General features: G+C 66.0%; 19 protein-coding genes. 12 read left to right on the top strand and 7 right to left on the bottom strand.

Features of this window, described 5'->3' with window-relative positions:
• A partial coding sequence (locus ACX80L_RS14805) for a transporter associated domain-containing protein (protein ID WP_459290546.1) occupies positions 1-553 on the top strand: 553 nt, incomplete at its 5' end.
• Entirely contained in the window at positions 546-1,586 is a 1,041-nt protein-coding gene (locus ACX80L_RS14800) for a hemolysin family protein (RefSeq protein WP_459290544.1), read from the top strand. The genes ACX80L_RS14805 and ACX80L_RS14800, both read left to right, overlap by 8 nt.
• 145 nt (positions 1,587-1,731) lie before the next feature.
• Here the strand turns inward: ACX80L_RS14800 and ACX80L_RS14795 are convergent, their stop codons facing one another.
• Both ACX80L_RS14795 and ACX80L_RS14790 read right to left on the bottom strand, forming a co-directional pair.
• Positions 1,732-3,006 (bottom strand): DUF2254 domain-containing protein, encoded by a 1,275-nt coding sequence (locus tag ACX80L_RS14795; RefSeq protein WP_459290542.1) that lies wholly within the window; start codon positions 3,004-3,006, stop codon positions 1,732-1,734.
• 238 nt (positions 3,007-3,244) lie between these two features.
• On the bottom strand, positions 3,245-3,598 hold the full coding sequence (locus tag ACX80L_RS14790) for a hypothetical protein (RefSeq protein ID WP_459290540.1): 354 nt from the start codon (positions 3,596-3,598) through the stop codon (positions 3,245-3,247).
• Positions 3,599-4,277: 679 nt separating this feature from the next.
• Here ACX80L_RS14790 and ACX80L_RS14785 point away from each other — a divergent pair.
• Positions 4,278-5,585, top strand: a complete 1,308-nt coding sequence (locus ACX80L_RS14785) for a hemolysin family protein (RefSeq protein WP_459290538.1) — start codon at positions 4,278-4,280, stop codon at positions 5,583-5,585.
• A gap of 1,451 nt (positions 5,586-7,036) precedes the next feature.
• Here the strand turns inward: ACX80L_RS14785 and ACX80L_RS14780 are convergent.
• Positions 7,037-7,540: a DUF4188 domain-containing protein gene (locus ACX80L_RS14780; RefSeq protein ID WP_459290536.1), complete on the bottom strand. Its 504-nt coding sequence runs from the start codon at positions 7,538-7,540 to the stop codon at positions 7,037-7,039.
• 53 nt (positions 7,541-7,593) lie between these two features.
• On the opposite strand from ACX80L_RS14780, the gene ACX80L_RS14775 reads away from it, so the two are divergent.
• Positions 7,594-8,163, top strand: coding sequence for a TetR/AcrR family transcriptional regulator (locus tag ACX80L_RS14775; RefSeq protein ID WP_459290535.1), 570 nt, complete (start codon positions 7,594-7,596; stop codon positions 8,161-8,163).
• Positions 8,164-8,389: 226 nt separating this feature from the next.
• Here the strand turns inward: ACX80L_RS14775 and ACX80L_RS14770 are convergent, their stop codons facing one another.
• From ACX80L_RS14770 to ACX80L_RS14760, 3 genes are all read right to left on the bottom strand, one after another.
• Entirely contained in the window at positions 8,390-9,394 is a 1,005-nt protein-coding gene (locus tag ACX80L_RS14770; RefSeq protein ID WP_459290533.1) for an acyltransferase family protein, read from the bottom strand.
• A gap of 119 nt (positions 9,395-9,513) precedes the next feature.
• A complete protein-coding gene (locus ACX80L_RS14765) occupies positions 9,514-10,572 on the bottom strand; it encodes an LLM class flavin-dependent oxidoreductase (RefSeq protein ID WP_459290531.1) in 1,059 nt (352 codons plus the stop codon).
• A 92-nt stretch (positions 10,573-10,664) separates the two neighbouring features.
• Positions 10,665-10,979, bottom strand: coding sequence for a hypothetical protein (locus tag ACX80L_RS14760; RefSeq protein ID WP_133082562.1), 315 nt, complete (start codon positions 10,977-10,979; stop codon positions 10,665-10,667).
• 520 nt (positions 10,980-11,499) lie between these two features.
• Here ACX80L_RS14760 and ACX80L_RS14755 point away from each other — a divergent pair.
• From ACX80L_RS14755 to ACX80L_RS14745, 3 genes are all read left to right on the top strand, one after another.
• On the top strand, positions 11,500-13,149 hold the full coding sequence (locus tag ACX80L_RS14755; protein ID WP_459290529.1) for an ABC transporter family substrate-binding protein: 1,650 nt from the start codon (positions 11,500-11,502) through the stop codon (positions 13,147-13,149).
• Positions 13,150-13,381: 232 nt separating this feature from the next.
• The gene (locus ACX80L_RS14750) at positions 13,382-14,923 is read left to right on the top strand and encodes an ABC transporter permease (RefSeq protein WP_208741619.1); all 1,542 of its coding nucleotides are present in this window, start codon (positions 13,382-13,384) and stop codon (positions 14,921-14,923) included.
• Positions 14,920-15,954, top strand: a complete 1,035-nt coding sequence (locus tag ACX80L_RS14745) for an ABC transporter permease (RefSeq protein ID WP_459290527.1) — start codon at positions 14,920-14,922, stop codon at positions 15,952-15,954. The genes ACX80L_RS14750 and ACX80L_RS14745 overlap by 4 nt, the downstream gene beginning before the upstream one ends.
• An 8-nt stretch (positions 15,955-15,962) precedes the next feature.
• Here ACX80L_RS14745 and ACX80L_RS14740 read toward each other — a convergent pair whose 3' ends face one another.
• Entirely contained in the window at positions 15,963-16,589 is a 627-nt protein-coding gene (locus ACX80L_RS14740) for a PH domain-containing protein (RefSeq protein ID WP_459290525.1), read from the bottom strand.
• Positions 16,590-16,678: 89 nt separating this feature from the next.
• On the opposite strand from ACX80L_RS14740, the gene ACX80L_RS14735 reads away from it, so the two are divergent.
• The 5 genes from ACX80L_RS14735 to ACX80L_RS14715 all read left to right on the top strand — a co-directional run bounded on the left by ACX80L_RS14735 (position 16,679) and on the right by ACX80L_RS14715 (position 24,300).
• Positions 16,679-18,508, top strand: coding sequence for an ABC transporter ATP-binding protein (locus ACX80L_RS14735; protein ID WP_459290523.1), 1,830 nt, complete (start codon positions 16,679-16,681; stop codon positions 18,506-18,508).
• A 370-nt stretch (positions 18,509-18,878) separates the two neighbouring features.
• Positions 18,879-20,516, top strand: a complete 1,638-nt coding sequence (locus ACX80L_RS14730; protein ID WP_459290521.1) for a peptide ABC transporter substrate-binding protein — start codon at positions 18,879-18,881, stop codon at positions 20,514-20,516.
• A 133-nt stretch (positions 20,517-20,649) separates the two neighbouring features.
• Positions 20,650-21,576, top strand: a complete 927-nt coding sequence (locus ACX80L_RS14725) for an ABC transporter permease (RefSeq protein WP_459290519.1) — start codon at positions 20,650-20,652, stop codon at positions 21,574-21,576.
• A complete protein-coding gene (locus ACX80L_RS14720) occupies positions 21,569-22,591 on the top strand; it encodes an ABC transporter permease subunit (protein ID WP_133083297.1) in 1,023 nt (340 codons plus the stop codon). The genes ACX80L_RS14725 and ACX80L_RS14720 overlap by 8 nt, the downstream gene beginning before the upstream one ends.
• Positions 22,588-24,300, top strand: coding sequence for a dipeptide ABC transporter ATP-binding protein (locus ACX80L_RS14715; protein ID WP_133083296.1), 1,713 nt, complete (start codon positions 22,588-22,590; stop codon positions 24,298-24,300). The genes ACX80L_RS14720 and ACX80L_RS14715 overlap by 4 nt, the downstream gene beginning before the upstream one ends.
• Positions 24,301-24,362 lie beyond the last annotated feature (62 nt).

Here is a 24,362-nt window from a genome sequence, read left to right as displayed (position 1 = left end):
GCGGAACATCACCACGGCCGAGAAGCTGATGGTCGAACCCCTACGGGTACCCGAATCCATGAGCGTCGACACACTCCTGGGCCTGCTGCGCGGACAGGGCCTGCAGGTCGCAATCGTCACTGATGAACACGGCGGCACCGCCGGCATCGCCACCCTCGAGGACCTCATCGAGGAAATCGTGGGCGAACTCGAGGACGAACACGACCGCACCCGCGTCGGTGTCATCCGCACCGGCAAGTCCATCACCTTCGATGCGTCACTTCGCCCTGACGAGCTGAGAGAGCGCACCGGTATTGAGGTGCCCGAGGGTGAGGACTACGACACCCTGGCCGGGTACATGACCGACGAACTCGACCGCATCCCGGAACTAGGCGATGAAGTCACGCTCGGCGACGGCGTGCTGCGCGTGGAGCGCGTCCTCGGATCCCACGTCGAACGCATCCGGTTCACACCGACCGACCCGGCCGATTACCCGCAGGATCCGCAGGCTGTCGAACAAAGCCGCCATGACCGAACAATCGATGAACTGACGAAGGACCTGACCCATGAGTGAGTACCTGCCCGGACTGATCTGGCTGGTCGTGCTCCTGGCGGTCAATGCGTTCTTCGTCGGCGCCGAGTTCGCTGTGATCTCCGCCCGTCGCTCCCAGATCGAGCCGCGCGCCGAGGAGGGCAGCAAGGCCGCGAAGACCACCCTGTGGGCGATGGAACACGCCACGCTCATGCTGGCGACCAGCCAGCTCGGCATCACCGTCTGTTCCCTCGTCATTCTCAACGTGTCCGAGCCGGCGATTCATCATCTGCTCGAGTACCCGCTGGCCCTGACCCCGATCCCGCCCGAAGCCATCGGTGTGATCGCGTTCATCATCGCCCTGCTGCTGGTGACGTTCCTGCACGTGGTTTTGGGTGAGATGGTCCCCAAGAACATCTCGTTCTCTGTCCCGACCCGAGCAGCCCTGATCCTGGCACCACCCCTGGTGTTCGTTTCCAAGGTCGTCCGACCAGTCATCTGGTCGCTGAACGGCATCGCGAACGGCATCCTGCGCCTGTTCAAGGTCGAACCGAAGAATGAGGCGACCAGCGCCTACACCCTCGATGAGGTCGCAACCATCGTGGAGCAGTCCACCAGGGAAGGTGTCCTCGCCGATGGCAGCGGCACCTTGACCAACGCGTTTGAGTTCACGTCCAAGACTGTCGCCGATGTCGAGGTTCCCATCGGGGACATCGTGCACCTGCCCGAAACGGCCAGCCCGGCGGACATTCAGCGCACCGTAGGGGAGCACGGATACTCCCGGTATATCCTCACCGTTGCCGCCGAACCCGTCGGTTACGTTCATCTGAAAGACGTTACGGATCTGTCCACCCGGGAGGCGTTCAATGCGCCGGTGCCGGCCAAGCGTATTCGCAGGCTCGCCTCCGCGTATCGCAGCAGCGACCTCGAGGACGCCCTGGCCACCATGCGCCGTACCGGCGCCCACATCGCTCGCGTCTTCGACGCCGAGGGCAATACCACCGGCATGCTCTTCCTTGAGGACATCCTCGAAGAACTCGTCGGCGAAGTTCAGGACGCGACCAGCACCGCCTAGAAGCAACTCCGCTGGCGCAGGCACATCCGCTCGGAGGCCTGCGCCAGCATTGTTGTGGCAACCGACAGGACCTCGTGCCTGGTATGCAGAACGAGTTCCCGTCCACCCAGAGGTACGTCCAGATCATCGCTCACAAGGATCTCCTTTACCGGCCGATGCTGATGGTCGTGCTGATGCCGTCGACGCGCTCGGTGAGGTTTCGCTGGATCGTGTCGTCCATGGGGGAGTTCTCGACAGCAGTGCGGACACGCTGCAGCTGTGTGTCGAGCTGCGCGTTGAGCGGGGTGGTGATGGTTGGGTCCGGGTCGGTGACGGTGGCTTTGATGTGGATCTCGGAGAGCATGTCGATGGTGCGATTTGCAGTCCGCGGGTCGGTGAAGGCATAGGTGATCAGTTGATCCATGACGAGTTCCAGGAGATCGTTGAAGGTCGGCAGGTGCAGCTTCACCCGAGGTACCCCTTCGGGGTCGACGAGTGTGCGGGACCCTGTCGACCGGCCGGTGAGCGAGCACAGCAATGCCGAGATGTGACCTAGTGCGTGGACGGCGGTCGTGGGGTCGTTTACTCCGGGGGAGAGCGCTTTGTCAGTCACGTCCAGGAGCTGCTGCAACCCGAACGACGGATCCTGGTTCGAGGTGCGCTCAAACCCTGTGCTGAAAGCTTCGAGGATCTCCTCTGACACGTCTTCGCACTGCTGATCCTCGAGTGGGGTTCCGTCCGTGGTCCAGAACCGTCCGACGGGAACGGATTCGATGAGAGAAGTTCCAGGGCTGACGTCGACGCTGACGACAACACCCGAGCGGGTAGCGACGTCCAGGCCGTCCTCGTTGACCCGGGTCAGGAAACCCGATCGCGGGCTTCGCAGCAGCAGGCTGTCCGTTGGAGGACGCACATCACTGGGTGTTGTGTCCCCGTGCTCGGGGTAGATGCGCTCGAGGGTGTGCTCTGTCTCGCGGTGCACGTCGCGGAGCATCGTTTCCACCCGGATCTGTCGTGCGAGGTGGGCCAGGAACAGGACGAGACCGACGACGCTGGCAAGGGTCAGGAGGAACGCTGTGGTGACGGCGATTTCCGGCACGAAGCTGGCGCCTGCGCTGCTTTCCACGCGGATGCTTCTCAGGACGGTCAACGCGAACACGAAGGTCGCCAGGAACAGCGCCAACGTGTTGTGAACGAAGCGGTCCCGGGTGAAGGTGCGCAGCAGGCGGGGGGAGAACTGGCTGCTGGCCAGTTGCAGGGTCACGACCGTTAGGGAAAACGTCAGCGACGTTACGGTGATCGTGGAACTGGCGATCGTCTCCAGTAAGGACCGGGCCGCTTCCGGGCCTCCGCCGAACAGCACACCGGACACCACTGCTGGAAGCCGGTCATCCAGGCGCTCATCGAGGAACGGAAGAGCCTGCCCGAGGACGACCGCCACCAGGACCGCAGCCAACGGGACCGGCCACAACTGGGCGCGTAACGACTCCCGAACAGAGCGCCCATCCACACGACTCATCCCAGAACACCCCTTCCATCGTCATCCTGCAATCGCGCCGCCAACGGTGCCGTCCCGCCCACGAGCGGCAGACACGTCAAAGTCCACCGCCCGAAGAGTCGGCCGCGAAGCTGCACGGCGGGCACCGCAGGCACCGCAGAGAAGCTGCATGTTGAAGGGATCACTCGGGCAGGTAGGGCCGGTATCGCTCGAGTGTCCCGTCCAGGACGGGGATCGTGAGTTCCGTTGTTTCGCCGTCCGCCTCGGCCGTGAGGGATGTGTTCGCCCCTGGTGCGTCTCCTGCTGTGTCGAAGACTGCCTCGTTGGTGTCGAACGGGTACTGGTCATTGGCGGCGACAGTGACCGTGACACTGTCGTCCTCGTCGCTGAGTGTGACCTCGAGGTCTTCGTCAGTTTCGTTGTCCAGGGTTCCCAGTAACCTGGCCGGCTCGCCCTCGTCTTCGGAGACCAGCAGAACGCTCAGGAGCTTCACCTGGCCCACCGATCCGTCCTCCCCGACGGCGATCGCGTCCATATCTTCCTCCGCAGGGCTCGAGCATCCCGTCAGGCCCAAAGCCATCACGAAGGCGGATGCGACAACCCAGGAGGTGCGGTGTGGGGTAGCGAAGATTGAACTGTACGACGTCATGAGAGGCCTCTCGGAAGCAGAACACGAAGGGGGGGTTCACGCAATAGCGGTTGGACTCGTTCCTTCGACCATAGACACCCGTCAACGGCTGACAGCAATGATTCGGGGGTAAGACGCAGAATCGTGACCGTACCGACAGCTAACTACCAGCAAGCGGGCGCTGGTCGCGACCACGCTGGTAGGAGGCTGTGCACGGCCACCGCCCGTTCGAGGAGCCTTCTTCCATGCCGGTGACATGAGGTAGATGTGTGCAGACGGGCGCCATGGTTCCTGCTGTCAAGGTGTGGTGAATAACCCATGAGAACTGTCCCGGCTGTGGGCAGCGGCGGGGCGGGAGCGATCCCGTGAATGCCACGACCTGCGTTTCTTCTGCTCGGTCCTGATGACCGCGGGCGTGTTCCTTGCCCGGATGAAGCGATGTGCTGCCTTGTGACCATAGGTCGACCGAGGCGGCGTCCTGTTCCTAGAGTGGCGATATGACTCGTTCCCCTGAATCGTCGTCCGACTGCGATAGACCCGGTGCCCGGTTCAGGCCGGGCCGGCCGCCTGTTCTCAGGGTGGCCCGATGAGCGGGGAGCTGGTACTGAACATCAGCTTGGTGGTGGTGTTCGTGCTCATTGGTGGTGTGTTCGCCGCGACCGAGATGGCGCTGGTGACGCTGCGTGATAGCCAGGTCAACGCGATAGGCCAGCGGGGCAAGCGGGGTGTGAAGGTCGCCGAATTGGCTCGGAACCCGAACAGGTTCCTGTCCGCGGTGCAGATCGGTGTGACGGTCGCCTGGTTCGCGTCGGCCGCGTACGGGGCCTCGTCGATCGCGCCCGCTGTCGCACCCGTGCTGGTGTCATTGGGGCTAGCCGAATCGGCCGCCCTCACTGTTGTCACAATCCTGCTCACGCTGATTGTTGCGTACCTGTCTCTCGTTTTGGGTGAGCTGGCACCGAAACGCTTGGCGATCCAGCGCAATGTGCAGTTCGCGTATGCCGTGGCACCGGTCCTGAACGGCTTTGCGGTGCTCATGCGACCGGTGATCTGGTTACTGTCCGTATCCACAAAGGCGGTGGTCCGCCTCCTCGGCGGCGACCCGCACCGACGCAGTGAGGAGATGACGGAGGAAGAGCTCCGGGACATCGCCACCAGCCATGAAGGACTGCCCGAGGACGAACGCCGCATCCTGGACGACGTGCTCTCCCTACGCGACCGGCAGATCAGCGAAGTCATGCGACCCCGCCCCGAGGTCGTCACGATCACCAGCAGCGACACAGTCGGCGAGGCGATCTCGCACATTGGGGACCTGCCGTTCTCGCGCTACCCGGTAGTGGATCAGTCCATTGATGACATCACCGGCTTCGTCCACGTGCGGGACCTGTACGACGCCGCGGCGCATGACCCAAGGGCACCCCTGGCGCAGGTTCTTCGGCCCATCCCGTACCTACCGGCAACCGCACGCGTGCTGCCCACACTCACAAAACTACGCGCCCAGAACACCCACATCGCGGTCGTCATCGACGAATACGGCGGCACCGACGGCATCATCACCCTGGAGGACCTCGTCGAGGAAGTCGTGGGAGAGATTTTCGACGAGTACGACACCGACTCAGCACCGGTACGGCTCGCCGAAGGTGGGGGCATTGTGGACGGGCGACTGAACCTGCAGGACTTTGCCGAGGCCACCGGCATCGAGCTGCCCCGCGGCACCTGGGACACGGTCGCCGGCTTTGTTCTCGACCGCCTCGGCCGGCTCGCAACGCCAGGAGACACCATCGAGGTGAACGGTGCGACCCTGCAGGTCACCAGCGTCGACCGTCGGCGTATTGCCGAACTCCTCGTCATACCAGCAGAAACCCAACTCCCTGACCAGCAGAAGGCACCCTGACCACCATCCCGAGTTTAGAGGTCGGCACAGGCCGCCGGGAGACCTGGAGAGATGAAAGCTGATTTACTCGCGGAAGCAGGAACGGCGAGGCATGCGGGGGGCGCGTGGACGAAGCCGGGAACCAGTTAGTTTCCCTCCGACCCCCGGCTGCTTGAAGGCCGGAGGGAATCCCACGTCCGTGCACGAGGCTCGTCGGTGTATCCGGCTGAGTCCGCGACACGAGGTCGGGGACATCGTTAGGGTGCTCCCAGTATGCGCCGACCAGGTCCACGACGGGACCGGTTTTTGTTCCCCAAGTGGGCACTTCAGGATTCATTTCCAACCGTACCCAGGCCTACGCGATGGCCTACACGCACGGCGGATTGAACGAGAACGTTCACAAACCCGCGCCTCTGCGCCACGATCGTCGACCGGCTCACGTTCAACGGAGCGATCATCGAAACCGGCACCGGCTCCTACCGTCTCGCTCACACCATGGCTCAAGATCATCCTCATCGGGGCCCCAAGTGACCGAAAGATCTGCTGAGGGTAAATAGCCCGGATACTTCCCATCCCGCCAACGAACCACTACCTGGGGCCAGAAACGACCGTCCTCGTGGGGCCACTTAGGGTTGACATGATCACACGTCTTCGCCTGAAAGCCTGGATACAGGTAGCTCGTCGAGACGATGAAACGACACACGCAGACCCTCGTCGAGCTCATCGGCATGGTCACCTAGGTCAAAGCACTCCCTAACCTCATTCCGGGGCCGTCGGGAACGCGTGGTCGGCTATCGGCTTGCCGTACTCGGAGACGACGGCGACGTGATGGGTGTCAGCATGAGTATCAACCCCAACCACAACGCGACGATCCTGCGCTTGAACATCTGACATAGCTGCCTCTCGATGACGGTGAATCTTCACGCGGCCAGGACGAGCCGGCAATACGGTAAGGGGATCTAGTCAGGCTCCTATCAAGCCATGCCCATCAGCACGTGAAGCGATCGCGAGCCGGCGGACAGGTCAGGGGAAAGACAGCAACCCTCAGGGCTGCGTCATGTGGTCAGAGAGCCACACCGGATTCGCGATCAGTTTCCACTATTACCGTGGTTAGGAAGTCTTGTTCCTTCAGTCGACGAGCCTGACGGTTCGGGCACAGCGAGTATCAAGCCCCCCCCCCAAAGGCCGGCCGAGCAAACCCGAAAGGTTGTTCGGCTACGGAACGTGGTGGAGTTCCGCTTCAACGTATAGCCCTTGCCGGCCCGAACCGTGGGCCGCGTGTGCCGGACTGACTCAGAGTGTGCTCTGCCGGTTGCACACGGTGAAGGCACGGAGGAGGAAGCGCCCCGTGCACCACGCGATCGCGAAGCGATCCGCCGATGACGCTGGCGGGTGGCCCGGTCCTGCACGGCGCCGGCGTCGGAGGTCTCTTCCGCTGGGCGGGTTCTTCTGCGAGATCTGGCGGGAACGGCTCACTCCGGCAGGCGCCGCCCGACCTCGTCCGCATTAAGGCGCTGGCGCGCGGTGTTCAGTCCCGCTCCTACCGGTACATGGCCCGTGGCCGCTGCCAGTCCGAAGACGGGCATGTCGCTGTACACGCTTTCCCTGCCACCCGGCATCGTCTCGTATGTTTCGTGCCAAACGCCGACGTCGCCGGTGCCGGCGGATTCGCGCATGAACCGGCGCCAGGGCTCCAGGTGCGGCGCCGACCGGTCGGCCGCGAACCGCTGCAGATGCTCCGGGCTCTTCCAGTAGCTGACGATGATGGTGGTCCGGCCGATCCACTGCTGGTAGCTCAGAAGACCGGCCTCCGGCGTTGCGGCCAGATGGGCGAGCATCCTCGGCATGGCCGCGCCCACCCGTGCCACCGTCCCGAACTTCCACCATCGGTTGACGCGCATTCCGATCAGGAAGACCGTCACCGGGCCACCCTTGGGGTCTGCTGTGAAACGTCCTGCGTGCACTTGGTTCGTCATGTGCTTCTCCTGTCATAACGCTGTTATGAAACAGTGTTATGGAAACTGGTCCCATGGCAAGACCTATCGCCCATGACGAGACCCTGCGACGCAGGCTGCTCGACACTGCAGCCTCCCTCATCGCCCGCGACGGCGCCGCCTCCGTGTCGCTGCGCACCATCGCCGCTACTGCCGGGACGTCGACGACGGCGGTGTATTCACTCTTCGGAGGCAAGGCGGAACTGTTGACTGCCGTACTCGACGACGGCTTTGCTTCCTTCGCGGCCTCCCAGCAGGAGGCCGTGGCGGGCGGCCTCGAAGCCCTGGGCCGGGCCTACCGGACCTGGGCGCTGGAGCATCCGATCCTCTACGGCCTGATGTTCGCCGGCCCTCTGGCCGGCCAAGTGCCGTGTCAGCCGACGCCGGCTGCCGCCGAGCCGTCGATCATGCCGTTGTTCAGCGCGGTTGCCGCAGCATTGCCTGGAGCAGCGGATCATGAGATCGCCTCGATGGTCGGAGTCGTGTGGGGGCAGGTCCACGGGCTGGTGTCACTGGAGCTGGCCGGAGCGCCGGCGGCGGGCTGGACCTGGGACGAGGCCTACGATGCCGCCATCCGGAAGCTCGGTCGCTCGCTGGGGCGCTAGGGATCCTCGATTCTCGAGGAGCCGGGGTGGCACGCTCCCACGGGGGGTCTCCCGCGACGACTGCATTCCCCCCAGAACGGCACCATCGCTGATGGTCACGCCCGGCGGCACTGCCAGATCGACCCTGAACCACGCGCACGACATCGTGCCCGGCCGCACGAGCCGGGGTACGGGCTGGCTGCCCGGCCGAGCGTCAGGACCCGCGCGCCGGTGCAGGTAGTTCTGTTCAGCTGGCGCGTGGTGCTCCGAGGAGGACGGGAGAGAGCGGCGTCCGGTGGAGGGTCATCGCGACGGCCCACGGCAAAGCCAGTGCCGCGATCAGCACCCAGAACGGCCGCTCCGTGTCGGGGACAGCGAGCAACCACAGCACGTAGGTGTGGGTCAGCACCACCATCAGGCAACCCGCGGCGAGCCTGGTGGACAGGACGTGGACCCGTGCCGGCAGCCGGGCGAACACGCCCTCGAGGATCAGGACGAGGCCGGAGCTGATGAGCACCGCCACGACGATGCTGAGGACCGGAGTGCCGAGCTCGTTGTACTTCATGTCCAGTGGCGCAGACACTCCGGCGACGACAGGTGTGGCCCCCGCGACGAGGCACGCTGCGCCGAACCGGATCGGCGCTTCCACCCGACTCCGGACGCGCCGGAGTCCCTGACCGGCGAGCAGGAAGATCAGCGCGGCGCCGGCAACCCCGAGCGACAGGGGGAGCCGGGCGAGGACGTCCCCGAACAGGTAGGTGACCGCCGTGATCGCCGCGATGAGTGCGACCCGGAGGGCAAGGGGAACTCGCTCCAGCGCCCGGAACATGACGGCCGAGACGAACAGGGCACTCATGAACCAGTAGGCACCGAAAGGCCCCGCGTTGAGGGACCCGCCGATGAGGGGCAGTGTCACGGCGTCGGTCGTCAGCGTGCCGCGCCTGATGTGGAGGGGGACGTGGACGAGGAGGGTCAGGACCAACCATGCGACGTAGGGCGTCATGACGGTCCTGAAGCGTTTCTTCGCCTCCGTTGCGACAGCCCCTCGTGAGTGCGGTTCGCGGTTCTTCCAGAGGTACCCGGAGAGCACGAAGAACGCGGGGACGTGCCAGGTGTAGAGGCCGGCGTCGATGAGCGGTCCCGCCCACACGTGACCGGTCACGACCGCGACGACCGCGAGGACGCGGAGGGCGTCGATGGCTCCGGATCGGGTCGACGGAGCAGCCGGTGCGCGTGTGTGCAGGGTCGCCAAGGATGCCTCCGTGGTCGAATCGGTCAGTCCCAACGGTAGACCAAGCCCCGCCGCCCCGTCGGATTCCGTCGCACCGACCGCCGACGTGTACTCCCGCTCCGCGAACCGCTACGCGGAAGCTACCGGACGGCCTGACCGACGCCGGCGGGAGCCCACCCGAGAGCCGGCCCCAGCTTTCCGGCGATGTCGGTGAGGATCTGGACGTAGTCCTCGTGGTCGAAGCTGAAGGGCAGGGCGAACGCGACCTCGTCGACCTCCTGGAACCCCGCGTGCGCGTACAGCTGCTCCGCGATCTCAGCGCTGGTACCGATGAGGTCCGGGGCGAACAGCATGCCCTTGGGCCCCTGCGGCGACCTCGTGCGGGGCACGCGTGCATCGACGTACCGCTGGTACTTCTCGCGCTGGTCCGATGACGCGGAGTCGGTCGGGATCACCACCAGGCCCTGCGAGACGCGGGCCGGACCAGGCGCTGCGGATGAAGCCGCGGCGGCTTCGCGGTAGGCGAGGATCTGGGCTTGCTGGATGCGGGCGAAATCCGGTTCCTGGTCCCGGTCGGGGAAGATCACGCTGCTGGAGAGCAGATGGAAGCCGTTGGCCCCGGCCCAGACTGCCGATCTGCTGCTGCCCGCTCCATACCAGAGGCGTCGACGCAGTCCGGGGGAGTGTGGCTCCACGCGGTCGGAGAACTCCTCGACGACGCCCTGCCGGCCGGAGAACTCCCGGACCGGCTCCCCCGCGATCATCCGGGCGAGCCGTTCCACGCGTGCGTAGCCGAAGTCCTCCAGATCCGCCGAGTCCGGGTACAGCTCGTCCTTCACCGTGTCGTAGTGCATCGGTTCCCCCACGCTCAGGCCGGGGTTGATCCGCCCACCGGCGAGCAGGTCGACGGTGGCAAGGTCCTCGGCCAGGCGCAGCGGATTCTCCCAGCCCAGCGGGGTCACCGCGGTGCCGATCTCGATCCGGGAGGTCCGCTGGCTCGCAGCGGCCATCATCGCGATCGGGGAGGAGATCCCGAACTGCAGGTGACGGTGGCGCAACCAGGCGCTGTCGAGCCCCAGCCGTTCTCCGAGTTCGATGATCCGCAGGGTCGATTCATGCCCGGCGGCCGGATCCACCGGATCGAACAGGCCGATCGTGAGGAAGCCGAGCTTGCGCAGCGGGCGAGGACTGACGGGCATGGCTTCCTCCGGAAGATCGGGTCAGTGGACGACTGATCCCAGCCTATGCGCCGGATGCCACGCCGGCTGGGAGAACGGCGAGGGCCGGCTCCTCACCACATGCGGCTGTTCGTCTCCGAGACGAAGCCGCGCCCGTCCGAGAACCAGTGGATGGTCGGGCTGTTCCGCGCGGTCGGCGTCGTGAGCTCGGCGAACAGGTCGGCGTTGAAGCGATTGCTCAGCTCGGGGGAGCTGAGCACCGTCTCCCTGGTGATGACGAAGACCGGCCCCTTCAGGCCCCTGCTCTGGATGGACAGGTGCACCTCGGCATGCTGGTCCAGCCGGACCTTGAGCGCTCCGATCGCCGCCTGGACATCGGCGTCGTCGTCCCAGACCGCCGCGTGCTTGTCCACGAAGAGCCACGCCATCCCGCTTCACGTCCGTCCCGTGTCGTCGACAGTGCGCCGCTGCAGCTTCCTCGCACGACGGCGACACCCGGCCGGCGGTGCCGGCCTCCCCAGCAAAACACCGCGCACAGCGCCATTTCAAGCAGGAGTCGCCCTCAGCACGCCGGGGACCGAAGAGACGACCAGGTGTTGCCGCAGATGCAGTGGCGAAGGCCTGTGACCATTTGGTTGCAGCTCGATAACAACACTCGGGCGGATGTCCCAGAGGTACCTGTTGGTAACAGAGTGCACTTAGGCTTTTGCTCACGTGAGTGGCGTCACCCTCTCGGGTCGCGTGTCGGCTGTCATGCAACACCGCGTGAAGCTGGAACCACACTATGAATTAGGAGGCGGAATGCGTTTCGGACGTACTTCCAAAGCTTTGGGCGTCGCTGCTGTCGCAGCACTCGCATTGAGCGCCTGCGCTGCAAACACGGGTGCTGAGGCACCCGAGGAGAGCGCCGAGGGCGAAGCGACGGGTGGAAATATCCGTGTCGTAGAGGTGAATGCCTTCAGCTCGTTCAACGCGAGCACCTCGGAGGGCAATGTCGACATCAACGGCGTCATCGCCTACGCGACCCACTCCGGGTTCAACTACATCGACAACAACCTCGAGCTCGTCGCGAATGAGGATTTCGGAACCATGGAGGTCCTCTCCGAGGACCCGCTCAGCGTCAAGTACACGATCAACGAGGGCGTCAGCTGGTCCGACGGCGAACCGGTCGACGGCGGAGACCTGCTGCTGCAGTGGGCCATCGAGTCGGGCTACTTCAACGACTCCACCACCGACGAGGCGGGTGAAGTCGTGTCGGGTGCGACCTACTTCGACTACGCGGGCGACACCACCGGTCTCGCCCTCACCGAGCTCCCGGAGATCGGTGAGGACGGGCGCTCGATCACGCTCAACTACTCCGAGCCGTTCGCCGACTACGAGGTCGCCTTCGGGCTAATGAACGAAGGGGGGCTCGACACGCCCGCCCACGTCCTGGCCGAGAAGGGCGGCCTCGCCGACGAGGACGCGCTCATCGAGCTCATTCAGACCGCACCGGCAGGCGACCCTGAGAACCCCGTCGAGCGCCCCGAGGTGCAGGCTGTAGCCGACTTCTGGAACGCCGGTTTCGACACCAAGTCGCTGCCGACCGATCCGTCGCTGTTCCTCTCGAACGGTCCGTTCATCGCCTCGGCCATGACTCCGGACCAGTCCATGACGCTCGTTCGCAACGAGGACTACACCTGGGGCCCCATCCCGAAGGTGGACGAGATCACGGTCCGCTACATCGGCGAGGCGCCTGCGCAGGTCCAGGCGCTGCAGAACGGTGAGGTCGACATCATTGCACCGCAGGCCTCGGCAGACACCGTCGAGCAGCTGGAAGCCGTTGAGGGCGTCACCCTCGTGCGTGGAAATGAACTGTCCTACGACCACCTGGATCTCAACTTCAGCGGTGTCTTCGAGGACGAGAAGGTCCGCGAAGCCTTCATGAAGACCGTGCCCCGCCAGCAGCTGGTGGACTCCATCACCAAGAAGCTGAACCCTGACGCTGAGCCGCTCGACTCCCAGCTCTTCCTGACCGATCAGGAGCCTTACGAGGAGGCCGCCTCGAACAACGGGTCCGACGCCTACGACGAGGTCGACATCGAAGGGGCGAAGGAGCTGCTCGACGGGGCGACACCCGAGGTCAGGATCATGTACAACCGCGACAACCCGAACCGCCTCAACTCCTACACGCTGATCGCGGAGTCCGCCTCGCAGGCCGGCTTCAAGATCGTCGACGGCGGCCTCGGTGCCTCCGACTGGAGTGCGGCACTCGGCAACGGCACGTACGATGCGACCATCTTCGGCTGGATCAACACGGGTGTCGGCGTATCCGGCGTGCCGCAGATCTTCAAGAGTGAGGCCGGTTCCAACTTCAACGGGTTCTCGAGCCCCGAGGCCGACGAGCTGATGGACGAGCTCGTCGTGACCACGGATCCCGACAAGCAGGACGAACTGCAGGTCCAGATCGACAAGCTCATCTGGGACTCGAAGTACGGACTGCCCCTGTTCCAGGTGCCGGGCATGAATGCCTACAGCGACAACGTCAGCGGCGTCGAGTACATGCCGAACCTGACCGGTGTCTGGTGGAACTTCTGGGATTGGCAGATCGCCCAATAGCTCGACCACCGGGACACCGGCTCTGAGCGAGGAGGCGCCGGGACAGGAGAAATCGCCTGTCCCGGCGCCTTCGTCTGTTCCGCCTACAGCGAGGGTGCCGCCCGGTCGGCGCCCGTACAGAGGTTCCCGGAAGTGCGGGATCGGCCGCGTCCCGGCGGCCTGAAACCCTGCACTACACTTCTGCGATAGCACGGGAATGACCCATCGAATCCGATATTGAGGCTCGAAATCTATGGTGACCTACATCGTTCGGCGTCTGGTGACGGCCGTCCTCATCCTGTTCGGTGCGTCCTTCGTGGTCTACCAGCTCACGGCGCTCTCCGGCGATCCGCTGGAGGAGCTCCGGGCCAGCAACGCCCCGAACCGGGAGCAGCTCATCCAGGCGCGGACGGAGCTTCTCGACCTCAACACGCCGGCGCCGCTGCGCTACTTCGGCTGGCTGGCGGGTGCCGCGAAGTGCCTGATCCCCTTCGCGGCGACCTGCGACCTCGGATCGAGCATCCAGGGTGAAGCCGTGACCACGGCACTCGTCCGCGCGATGGGCAACACCATCACGCTTGTCACCACGGCCACCGTACTGGCGATCATCATCGGTGTCTCGCTGGGCATCATCACCGCCCTGCGCCAGTACAGCGGACTGGACTACGGCGTCACGTTCATGTCCTTCCTGTTCTTCTCCCTGCCGATCTTCTGGCTCGCCGTCCTCCTCAAGGAGTTCGGCGCCATCGGCTTCAACAACTTCCTCGCCGATCCCCGGATACCGGGTTCGACGATCCTCGTCGTCGCCATCGCCAGCGGCCTCATTTGGGCGCTGTTCGCCAGCAGGTCATGGAAGCGCAAGGGGATCGCCTTCGTCCTGGGCGCCGTCGTCGCCGCGGCGCTCCTGTTCGTGCTGGACCTCGTCGACTGGTTCTCCTCTCCCGGGCTCGGGCCGATCGTCATCCTCGTCACGGGCGTCGGTATCGCCTTCGGCATCGTGCTGCTGACGGCGGGGCTGCGCAACCGCAAGGCCCTGTACTCGTCCCTCATCATGGTGGCGATCGGCCTGGTGGCGTACTACGTCGTCAACCCGATCCTCAACGCCGCCACGATCTGGATGATCGTCGTCCTCGCGATCCTCACCGTGCTCGTCGGCATGGCGGTCGGCTACGTCATGGGCGGGTACGACCGCGGTCAGAGCATGAGGGCAGCGGCCATCACCGGCCTGCTCATGGGACTGCTGATCGTGGTGGACCGCTTCATGGTCACGTGGCCGTCCTACGTCAGCAACTCGCGCGTGCGGGGGAGGCCGATCGCCACCGTGGGCGCCGAGACGCCCGGGCTCGAGGGGACCTTCTGGGTCACGGGCCTCGACACATTCACCCATCTGCTCCTGCCCACCCTCGCACTGCTGCTCGCCTCACTTGCGAGCTACAGCCGGTACTCCCGCGCATCGATGCTTGAGATCATGAACATGGACTACATCCGCACGGCGCGCGCGAAGGGCCTCAGCGAGCGGACCGTGGTCATGCGGCACGCCTTCCGCAACGCGCTCATCCCCCTCGCGACCCTCGTCGCCTTCGACATCGGCGCCCTGATCGGCGGTGCCATCATCACGGAGCAGGTGTTCGCCTTCGCAGGGATGGGGCAGCTCTTCGTGCAGGCGCTGCAGCGCACCGACCCGGATCCGATCATGGGCTTCTTCCTCGTGGCCGGCATCCTGGCGCTGGTCTTCAACCTGGTGGCCGACATCGTGTATTCGTTCCTCGATCCTCGTGTAAGGGTGAAAGCATGAGCACTCAGACTCCCTCCGACCTGCCCGGCGGAGAAGCGGGGACCATCACCGGTCCCACCCACCCCGTCCCGGAGGTCGAGGCGAAGGGCCTGTCCCAGGGGCAGATCGTCCGCAGGAAGTTCTTCGACAACACGGCCGCGATCATCAGCCTCATCGTGTTCGCCATCATCTTCGTCCTCGCGTTCACGTCCGTCGGGTTCGCGGGCATCCCCGGCTGGTGGAAGTACAACCACACCGAATTCGTCGCCCTGCTCAACGGAGGTGCCCCGACCGTCACCGGACCGTTCAGCTGGGGTGAGCACCCGTTCGGGCAGGATTCCATCGGGCGCGACTACTTCGCGATGACGATGCGCGGAGCGCAGAACTCGATCATCATCATGTTCCTCATCGGCGCTCTCGCGTGCCTCGTCGGCGTCGTGGTCGGGGCGTGCTCCGGCTACTTCCGGGGCTGGACCGAGGCGGTGCTGATGCGCTTCACCGACATCATCATCATCATCCCCCTGGTCCTGATCGCGGCGACGCTGGGCGAGTCCGTCAACCGGTTCGTCGGCAGCGGCGCCCAGGTGTGGCTGCTCGGCATCTTCCTCGGCCTGATTGCCTGGACGGGCCTCGCCCGCCTGGTCCGCGGCGAGTTCCTCACGCTGCGGGAGCGCGAGTTCGTCGACGCGGCGAAGATCGCCGGCGCGTCCAACACCCGCATCATCTTCAAGCACATCCTGCCGAACGCCGTCGGCGTGATCATCGTGAACACCACGCTGCTCATGTCCGCGGGCATCCTGCTCGAGACAGCCCTGAGCTACATCGGGTTCGGCGTGAAGGCACCCGATGTGTCCCTGGGCCTGATCATCAGCCAGAACCAGGAGGCGTTCCAGACGCGTCCGTGGCTGTTCTGGTTCCCCGGGCTGTTCATCGTGCTCATCTGCCTGTGCATCAACTTCATCGGCGACGGACTGCGCGACGCCTTCGACCCGCGGCAGAAGAAGTTCAACGCCAACCGGGCCAAGGACGCAGAGAAGCCCGCCGCGGCGTGAGGAGCTTCCTAGGACGCGAGGTTCAGCGACGCGGCGCCCGCGGCGACCAGGACCACCGCCACGGCGAGATGCGGGAGATTCCAGGAGCGTCGGGCGCGTTCCGGGCGGTCGACATCGAGCGCGCCGCTCTCCACCAGGTCCTGCCAGCGCGAGCGGACCAGGTACGCCGCGTAGCCGGAATCCGTGTTCTTGAGATCGCCCGGGCGGATGGACCCTCCGGGGCCGTAACTCGTGGACGGCAGATTGGTCACGTGCTCGGGCTTCCCCGCGTGGGTTCCCCAGACTCCCGGAGCAGGCGCGGCCCAGGCGGTGAAGGCACCGGTGGGCGTCACGAGCTTCAGGGCGTACTTGGTGTCCACATCGATCAGCGCGGCCCAGGGGACGCGGACGGTCGCCAGCGGGTTGCGGAGGGTCACGGCGTCCTCCGCGAGGACGACCGCCGGGTACCAGAACAGCCACCAGCCGAGGTAGGCGATTCCGACGAGCGGCCAGCCCGCGAGCAGGCCGCCCGCGCCCTCGGTCGCCACGACCGACGCGAGTCCGCCCGCAGCGACGAGGACAGCGACCCCCGTGAACCAGACACCGGTGCGCGGTTTGAACACGGTGGCCCCTGCCACTTCCCTCGAGCTCTCCATGGCTCAATAGTCCCAGCACCGCAGCCGCGCGCGGCAATCCAGGAGGCTGCGCGCCCGCGCGGTGCCTCCGTCACGAAGGAGATCCCCTCATGAGTACCCAGGTAATCGGCGGCACCGGTGACACCGGCGCGGACCGCGACGCGTCCCAGGGGCCCGTGCTCGAGGTCCGCAACCTCAGCGTCGACTTCGGCGTGGACAAGAAGTGGGTCCCGGCGGCGATTGACCTCAACTACGAGGTGATGGCCGGCGAGGTGCTGGCGATCGTGGGGGAGTCCGGCTCGGGCAAGAGCGCCAGCTCCATGTCGCTGCTCGGGTTGCTGCCCTCCAACAGCCGCGTCACGGGTGAGGTGCTGCTCAACGGCAAGTCCGTGCTGACGATGTCGCCGGCGAAGCTGCGGCAGATCCGCGGCAACGACGTCGCGGTCATCTTCCAGGAGCCCATGACCGCGCTGAACCCCGTGTACACCGTCGGGTTCCAGATCGTCGAGACGCTGCGCCTGCACAACGAGATCTCCCCGGACGAGGCCAGGCAGCGGGCGTTGCGCCTGCTGCAGATGGTCGAGCTTCCGGATCCCGACAAGGCGTTCCGCTCCTACCCGCACCAGCTCTCCGGCGGCCAGCGCCAGCGCGCGATGATCGCTCAGTCGCTGTCCTGCGACCCCAAGCTCCTGATCGCCGATGAGCCGACCACGGCCCTCGACGTCACCGTGCAGGCCGAGATCCTCGACCTCATGCGCAACCTGCGGAACCAGCTCAACAGCGCGATCGTGCTGATCACGCACGACATGGGCGTGGTGGCGGACCTCGCCGACAGGATCGCCGTGATGCGCAAGGGACGCATCGTGGAGACGGGCACGGCGGAGCAGATCTTCAACGCTCCGCAGCACGAGTACACGAAGGCGCTGCTCGCCGCCGTGCCCCACCTCGGACAGGGGGACGGGGACGACGACGTCGACATCACCGCGGCGCTGGCGGCGGCGACCCACACGGAGCTGCAGACGATCGATCACGACGAGCTGGAACGGCGTGAGCAGGAGGTCCTCGCCCAACTCCCGGCCGAGGACGCGGTGGCCCCTCCGGCCGCCGCGCCGGTGCTCGAGCTCGTCGACGTCGCCATCGAGTACCCGAAGCAGGGTCGGGTCCCGGCCTTCCGGGCGGTGGAGGGCGCGAACCTCACCGTCTACCCCGGCCAGGTCATCGGGCTCGTCGGCGAATCGGGCTCCGGCAAGACCACCATCGGCAGGGCCGCCGTCGGCCTGCTGCCCGTGGCCGCCGGGTCGCTGAAGGTCGTGGGTACCGACATCTCCGGTCTCCGGCCCACGTCCAGGGAGCTCGTGGCGGTGCGGCGCCATGTCGGGATGGTGTTCCAGGACCCGTCGTCGTCGCTGAATCCCCGGTTGCCGATCGGCGAGAGCATCGGTGAGCCGATGTTCCTCGCGGGTGAGGCCAAGGGCGGTGAGCTGCAGAAGCGCATCGAGACGCTGCTCGACCAGGTGGAGCTGCCGCGCTCCTACCGCAACCGGTATCCCCACGAACTCTCCGGCGGTCAGAAGCAGCGCGTCGGCATCGCGCGGGCGCTGTCGCTGAAGCCGAAGTTGATGGTCGCGGACGAGCCGACGTCGGCCCTGGACGTGTCGGTGCAGGCGAAGGTCCTCGAGCTCTTCCAGAACCTGCAGCGCGAACTCGGTTTCGCCTGCCTGTTCGTCACCCACGACCTCGCCGTCGTGGACGTGCTCGCGGATTACATCTGCGTGATGAAGCGCGGACGGATCGTGGAGCAGGGCACCCGTGACCAGATCCTCCGCAGCCCGCAGGACCCGTACACCCAGCGGCTGCTGGCGGCCGTTCCGCTGCCCGATCCGGCGAAACAGCGCGAGCGCCGTGAACTGCGGGCGAAGCTCCTGGCGTCGACCGACTAGCCGCCCCGCACCGGCGAGGAGCCCGTCCTGCCTACCGGCGGGGCGGGCTCTCCCGTGAGCTCCCTGCAGGTCCCGCCGTGGCGGGCGCTGCAGGGATCCGCCGCGTCGTCCTGTCGCCGGTACAGAGCCGGAGTGCCAGTTCCCGCACCCGTTATCAAAGCGTGATGCCGCGCCCTTCTCCCCGCTGGCCTGCGGAAATACTGGAACGGCTGCCGAAGCTGAAAGCCGGCTGGGAGCCTTCCCCGACAGGATGTTCAGGGAAGCAACAGAACGGGCATAGAATCTTCCGGTGTGAGTTGGCTCTCGCTACCTGCGGGACAACTATCCGGCCACATCAACGCCGGAACGACCCAAATACCTAGGAGGCGGAATGCGTTTCACGCGCACTTCCCAAATGCTCAGCGTCGCGGCCATCGCCGTTCTGTCGCTGAGTGCATGCGGCGGCGGAAGCACTGAATCCAGCACGGGCGGCGGCACCACGGACGCCGTCATCGTGGTGGACGGATCCGAGCCCCAGAACCCGCTGATCCCCACCAGCACCAACGAGGTGGGTGGCGGAGCGATCCTCGACCTCATCTTCGCGGGCCTGGTCAGCTACGACGCCGAGGGCAAGCCCCAGAACGAGATGGCAGAGTCCATCGAGACCGAGGACGCCCAGAACTACACGATCACGCTCAAGGAGGGCAAGACCTTCACCAACGGTGACCCCGTCACCGCGAGCTCCTTCGTGAACGCCTGGAACTACGGCGCCGCCGCGAAGAACGCGCAGCTCTCGAGCTACTTCTTCGAGAGCATCGAAGGCTACGACGAGGCCAGTGCCGAGGGCTCCACCGTGGAGACCATGAGCGGCCTCACCGTCGTCGACGACCGGACGTTCACCGTCAAGCTGGCCCAGCCCGAGTCCGACTGGCCGCTGCGCCTCGGGTACAGTGCGTTCTTCCCGCTGCCCGCCGCCGCCCTCGAGGATCCTGCAGCCTTCGGCGAGAACCCGATCGGCAACGGACCCTACAAGTTCGCGTCCGAGGGTGCCTGGCAGCACAACCAGCAGATCGAACTCGTGCCGAACGACGAGTACGAAGGCCCCCAGGCCGCCCAGAACGGCGGCGTGACGTTCAAGATCTACCAGAACGACACGACGGCCTACCAGGACCTGATCTCGGACAACCTCGACGTGCTGAAGACGATCCCGACGAGCGACATCAAGAACTTCAAGAACGACCTCGGCGAGCGCTCCATCGAGTCGCCCTACGCGGGTAACCAAACGATCGCCGTGCCGTACTACCTCCCGAACTGGGAGGGTGAGGCGGGCAAGCTGCGGCGCCAGGCGCTCTCGATGGCGATCAACCGTGACGAGATCACCGAGGTCATCTTCAACGGCGGTCGTGAACCTGCGAAGGACTTCACCGCTCCCGTCCTTGAGGGCTACAGCGCGGACCTGCCGGGCAGCGAGAACCTCGAGTACAACCCGGAGGAGGCCAAGAAGCTCTGGGCCGACGCCGAGAAGATCGCGCCCTACGACGAGTCGCAGCCCCTGACCATCGGCTACAACGCCGACAAGGGCGACCACAAGACGTGGGTCGAGGCCGTGGTGAACAACATCAAGAACAACCTGGGCATCGAGGTCGCGGGCAAGCCGTACGCGACCTTCAAGGAAGCGCGTACGGAAGCCACGGAGGAGACCCTCACCGGTGCCCTGCGTGCCGGCTGGCAGGCCGACTACCCGTCGCTGTACAACTTCCTCGGACCGATCTACGCCACCGGCGCCGGATCCAACGATGCCCGCTACAGCAACCCGGAGTTCGACCAGGAGCTGACCGACGGACTCGCCGCCAGCTCCGTCGAGGAGGGCAACGAGGCCATGAACAAGGCCCAGGAGCAGCTCCTCGAGGACCTCCCGGCCATCCCGCTGTGGTACCAGGTCGCCCAGGGCGGCTGGAGCAACAACGTGGACAACGTCGAGTTCGGCTGGAACGGTGTTCCGCTCTACTACGCCATCACCGGCAAGTAACCCGTAGCGGTCCCGGGGCCTGCCCGGCACAGGGCAGGCCCCTTTTCCGTGCCAACGAAAAGGTTTTCCACCTCATGAGCAACCCCCACCCGCGTCCCGTCCGGACGCACGCCGCACCGGGAGGTGCGCACTGATGGTCTGGTACATCGTCCGACGCTTCCTGCAGCTGATCCCGGTCTTCCTCGGCGCCACCCTGCTGGTGTACTTCCTCGTCTTCAGCCTCCCCGGCGACGCCACCGCCGCCATCTGCGGCGAGCGTGGCTGCACCCCGGCCGTCGTCGCGGGTCTCCGCGAGCAGTACAACCTGGACCAGCCCTTCTGGATCCAGTACCTGCTGTACCTCAAGGGCGTGCTGACGTTCGACCTCGGCACCAACTTCTCGGGCCGGCCGATCGCCACCATCATCGCCGAGGTCTTCCCGACGACGGCGAAGCTCGCCGTCATGGCCCTGGTCATCGAGGCCGTCTTCGGCATCGTCTTCGGCCTCATCGCGGGCCTGCGCAAGGGCAAGCTGTTCGACTCCTCCGTGCTCGTGCTGTCCCTGATCGTGATCGCCGTGCCCATCTTCGTGCTCGGCTTCCTGATGCAGTTCCTCATCGGGGTCAAGCTCCAATGGACCAACCCGACGGTCAGCGGTGACGCCACCTTCACGGAGCTCCTGCTCCCGGCGGTCGTCCTCGGCCTGGTGTCCTTCGCCTACGTCCTGCGCCTGACCCGTACCAGCATCATCGAGAACGTGAATGCGGACTATGTCCGCACGGCGACGGCCAAGGGCCTCAGCCGCCGGCGCGTCGTCGTCGTGCACGTCCTCCGCAACTCGCTGATCCCCGTGGTGACCTTCCTCGGAGCCGACCTCGGCGCCCTCATGGGCGGCGCGATCGTCACCGAAGGAATCTTCAACGTCAACGGCGTCGGCAACACCCTCTACCGTGCCGTGCTGAACGGAGACGGACCGATGGTCGTCTCGATCGTCACGTTCCTGATCCTCATCTTCTGCCTCGCGAACCTGCTGGTGGATCTCCTGTACGCGTGGCTGGACCCAAGGATTCGATATGCCTGAACCAACACCCACCTCCACCGGGACGCAAGCTCCCACCGAGGCACCCACCCCCGTGGCACGCACCAAGAAGTCCGCCTACCCGATCGAGCACTTCGTGGCGGACCCCGACGAGACACCGGTGCGGGCAACCGACAGCGCTGTGTCCGACGCCGCGCCCCGCAGCCTGTGGGGTGAGGCGTGGCGCAGCCTGCGCAAGCAGCCGCTGTTCCTCATCAGCGCCGTCCTGATCCTCGCAGTGGTCTTCGTGGCGCTGTTCCCCGGCATCTTCACGAACGAGCCGCCGAACGAGAACTGCCTGCTCGAGAACTCCGACGGCGGGCCGGCCCCCGGCCATCCGCTGGGCTTCACCGTGCAGGGCTGCGACATCCTCTCGCGCGTCGTCTACGGCACGCAGTCCTCCCTCACCGTGGGTCTGTTCGCCACGCTCGGCGTGGTCCTCATCGGAGGGCTGATCGGCGCGCTGGCCGGCTTCTTCGGCGGCTGGGTGGACGCGGTCCTCGCCCGCGTGGGCGACATCTTCTTCGCCCTGCCGCTGATCCTCGGTGCGATCGTCGTGGTGCAGCTTCCCGTCTTCCAGCAGAACCGCAACGTGTGGACGCTGGTGGTCATCCTCGTGACGTTCGGCTGGCCGCAGATCGCGCGCATCACGCGTGCGGCGGTCATCGAGGTGCGCAACGCCGACTTCGTGACGGCCGCGCGGTCCCTCGGCGTCTCGCCGCTGGGCTCCCTCGTCAAGCACGTCATCCCGAACGCGCTCGCACCGGTGATCGTCATCGCGACGATCTCCCTCGGCACGTTCATCGTGGCGGAGTCGACGCTGTCGTTCCTCGGCATCGGACTGCCGCCGGACGTCATGTCGTGGGGGAACGACATCTTCTCCGCGAAGCCGTCGCTGCGCAGCAACCCCATGGCCATCTTCTGGCCGGGCCTCGCGCTGTCGATCACCGTTCTGAGCTTCATCATGCTGGGCGACGCCCTGCGTGACGCTCTCGATCCGAAGGCACGCAAACGATGAGCCACAGCACCAGCAACGCAAGGGCCGCAGCGCCGTCGGGCATGCCGCAGCCGCTGCTCGAACTCCGCGACCTCGCCATCACCTTCTCGACGTCGAACGGGGACGTCCCGGCGGTGCGCAACGCGCACCTGACCGTGATGCCCGGCGAGACCGTCGCGATCGTGGGGGAGTCGGGCTCCGGCAAGTCGACGACGGCGCTCGCCGCCATCGGCCTCCTGCCGGCCAACGGCCGCGTCTCGAACGGCAGCATCATCTTCGACGGGGAGGACATCACCTCCGCGTCGGAGAAGCGCATCATCGAGCTCCGGGGTTCCTCTATCGGCATGGTGCCGCAGGACCCCATGTCCAACCTGAACCCGGTGTGGAAGATCGGTTTCCAGGTCAGGGAGACCCTGAAGGCCAACGGCCTGCCGAGCGGCCCGCAGGACGTGGCGAAGGTGCTCTCGGAGGCGGGCCTGCCCGACGCCGAGTCGCGCGCGAACCAGTACCCGCACGAGTTCTCGGGCGGCATGCGCCAGCGTGCCCTCATCGCCATCGGACTGTCCTGCCGTCCGCGGCTGCTCATCGCCGACGAGCCGACGTCGGCCCTGGACGTCACCGTGCAGCGGCAGATCCTCGACCACCTGGACACCATGACGGAGGAGCTCGGCACCGCCGTGCTGCTCATCACGCACGACCTCGGCCTCGCTGCCGAGCGCGCGCACAAGGTGATCGTCATGTACAAGGGGCAGGTCGTCGAGGCGGGTCCCGCCCTCGAGCTGCTGACCAACCCGCGCCACCCGTACACGCAGAAGCTCGTGGCATCCGCGCCGTCGATCGCGTCCCGCCGCATCGAGTCGGCGAAGCGGGCCGGCATCGAGACGGAGGACCTGCTCGCCCCGGCGTCAGCGAAGAGTGCTTCGCCGGACAAGGTGATCGAGGTCGAGGACCTGACGAAGGTCTTCAAGATCCGCGGGAACTGGGGCAAGTCCACGGAGTTCACCGCGGTGGACAAGGTGTCCTTCTCGATCGCACGCGGCACCACGACCGCCGTCGTCGGCGAGTCCGGCTCGGGCAAGTCGACCGTCGCGAAGATGGTCCTCGGGCTGGAAGGGGCGACCTCGGGCAGCATCCGCTTCGACGGCGTGGACATCACCACGCTCGGACGCAAGGAGATGTTCGACTTCCGCCGCCGCGTGCAGCCGATCTTCCAGGACCCCTACGGTTCGCTCGATCCGATGTACAACATCTACCGGACCATCGAGGAGCCCCTCCGTGTCCACGGGGTGGGGGACGCGAAGAGCCGGGAGAAGAAGGTACGCGAGCTGCTCGACCAGGTGGCACTGCCGTCCGCGATGATGCAGCGCTTCCCCAACGAGCTGTCCGGCGGCCAGCGCCAGCGCGTGGCGATCGCCCGCGCCCTGGCCCTGGACCCGGAGGTCGTGATCTGCGACGAGGCCGTCTCGGCGCTCGACGTGCTGGTGCAGGCGCAGATCCTGAACCTGCTCGCCGACCTGCAGTCCGATCTCGGCCTGAGCTACCTCTTCATCACCCACGACCTCGCGGTGGTGAGGCAGATCGCCGACTCCGTGGCCGTCATGGAGAAGGGCAGGCTCGTCGAGCAGGGGACCACGGACGAGGTGTTCGACAACCCGAAGACCGCCTACACGCAGGCGCTGCTCGCGGCGATCCCCGGCGCCGGACTCGTGCTGCCTCCCGAGGTCGCATAGCGGCCCGGCACGACGGCGCCCACCGCGCCGACCGGAGGACGACGGCGGCGGTTCCCTTCCCG

This window comes from Arthrobacter sp. MDT1-48-3 (genome assembly GCF_054511015.1).
This window is presented reverse-complemented; position numbering and strand designations above follow the sequence as displayed.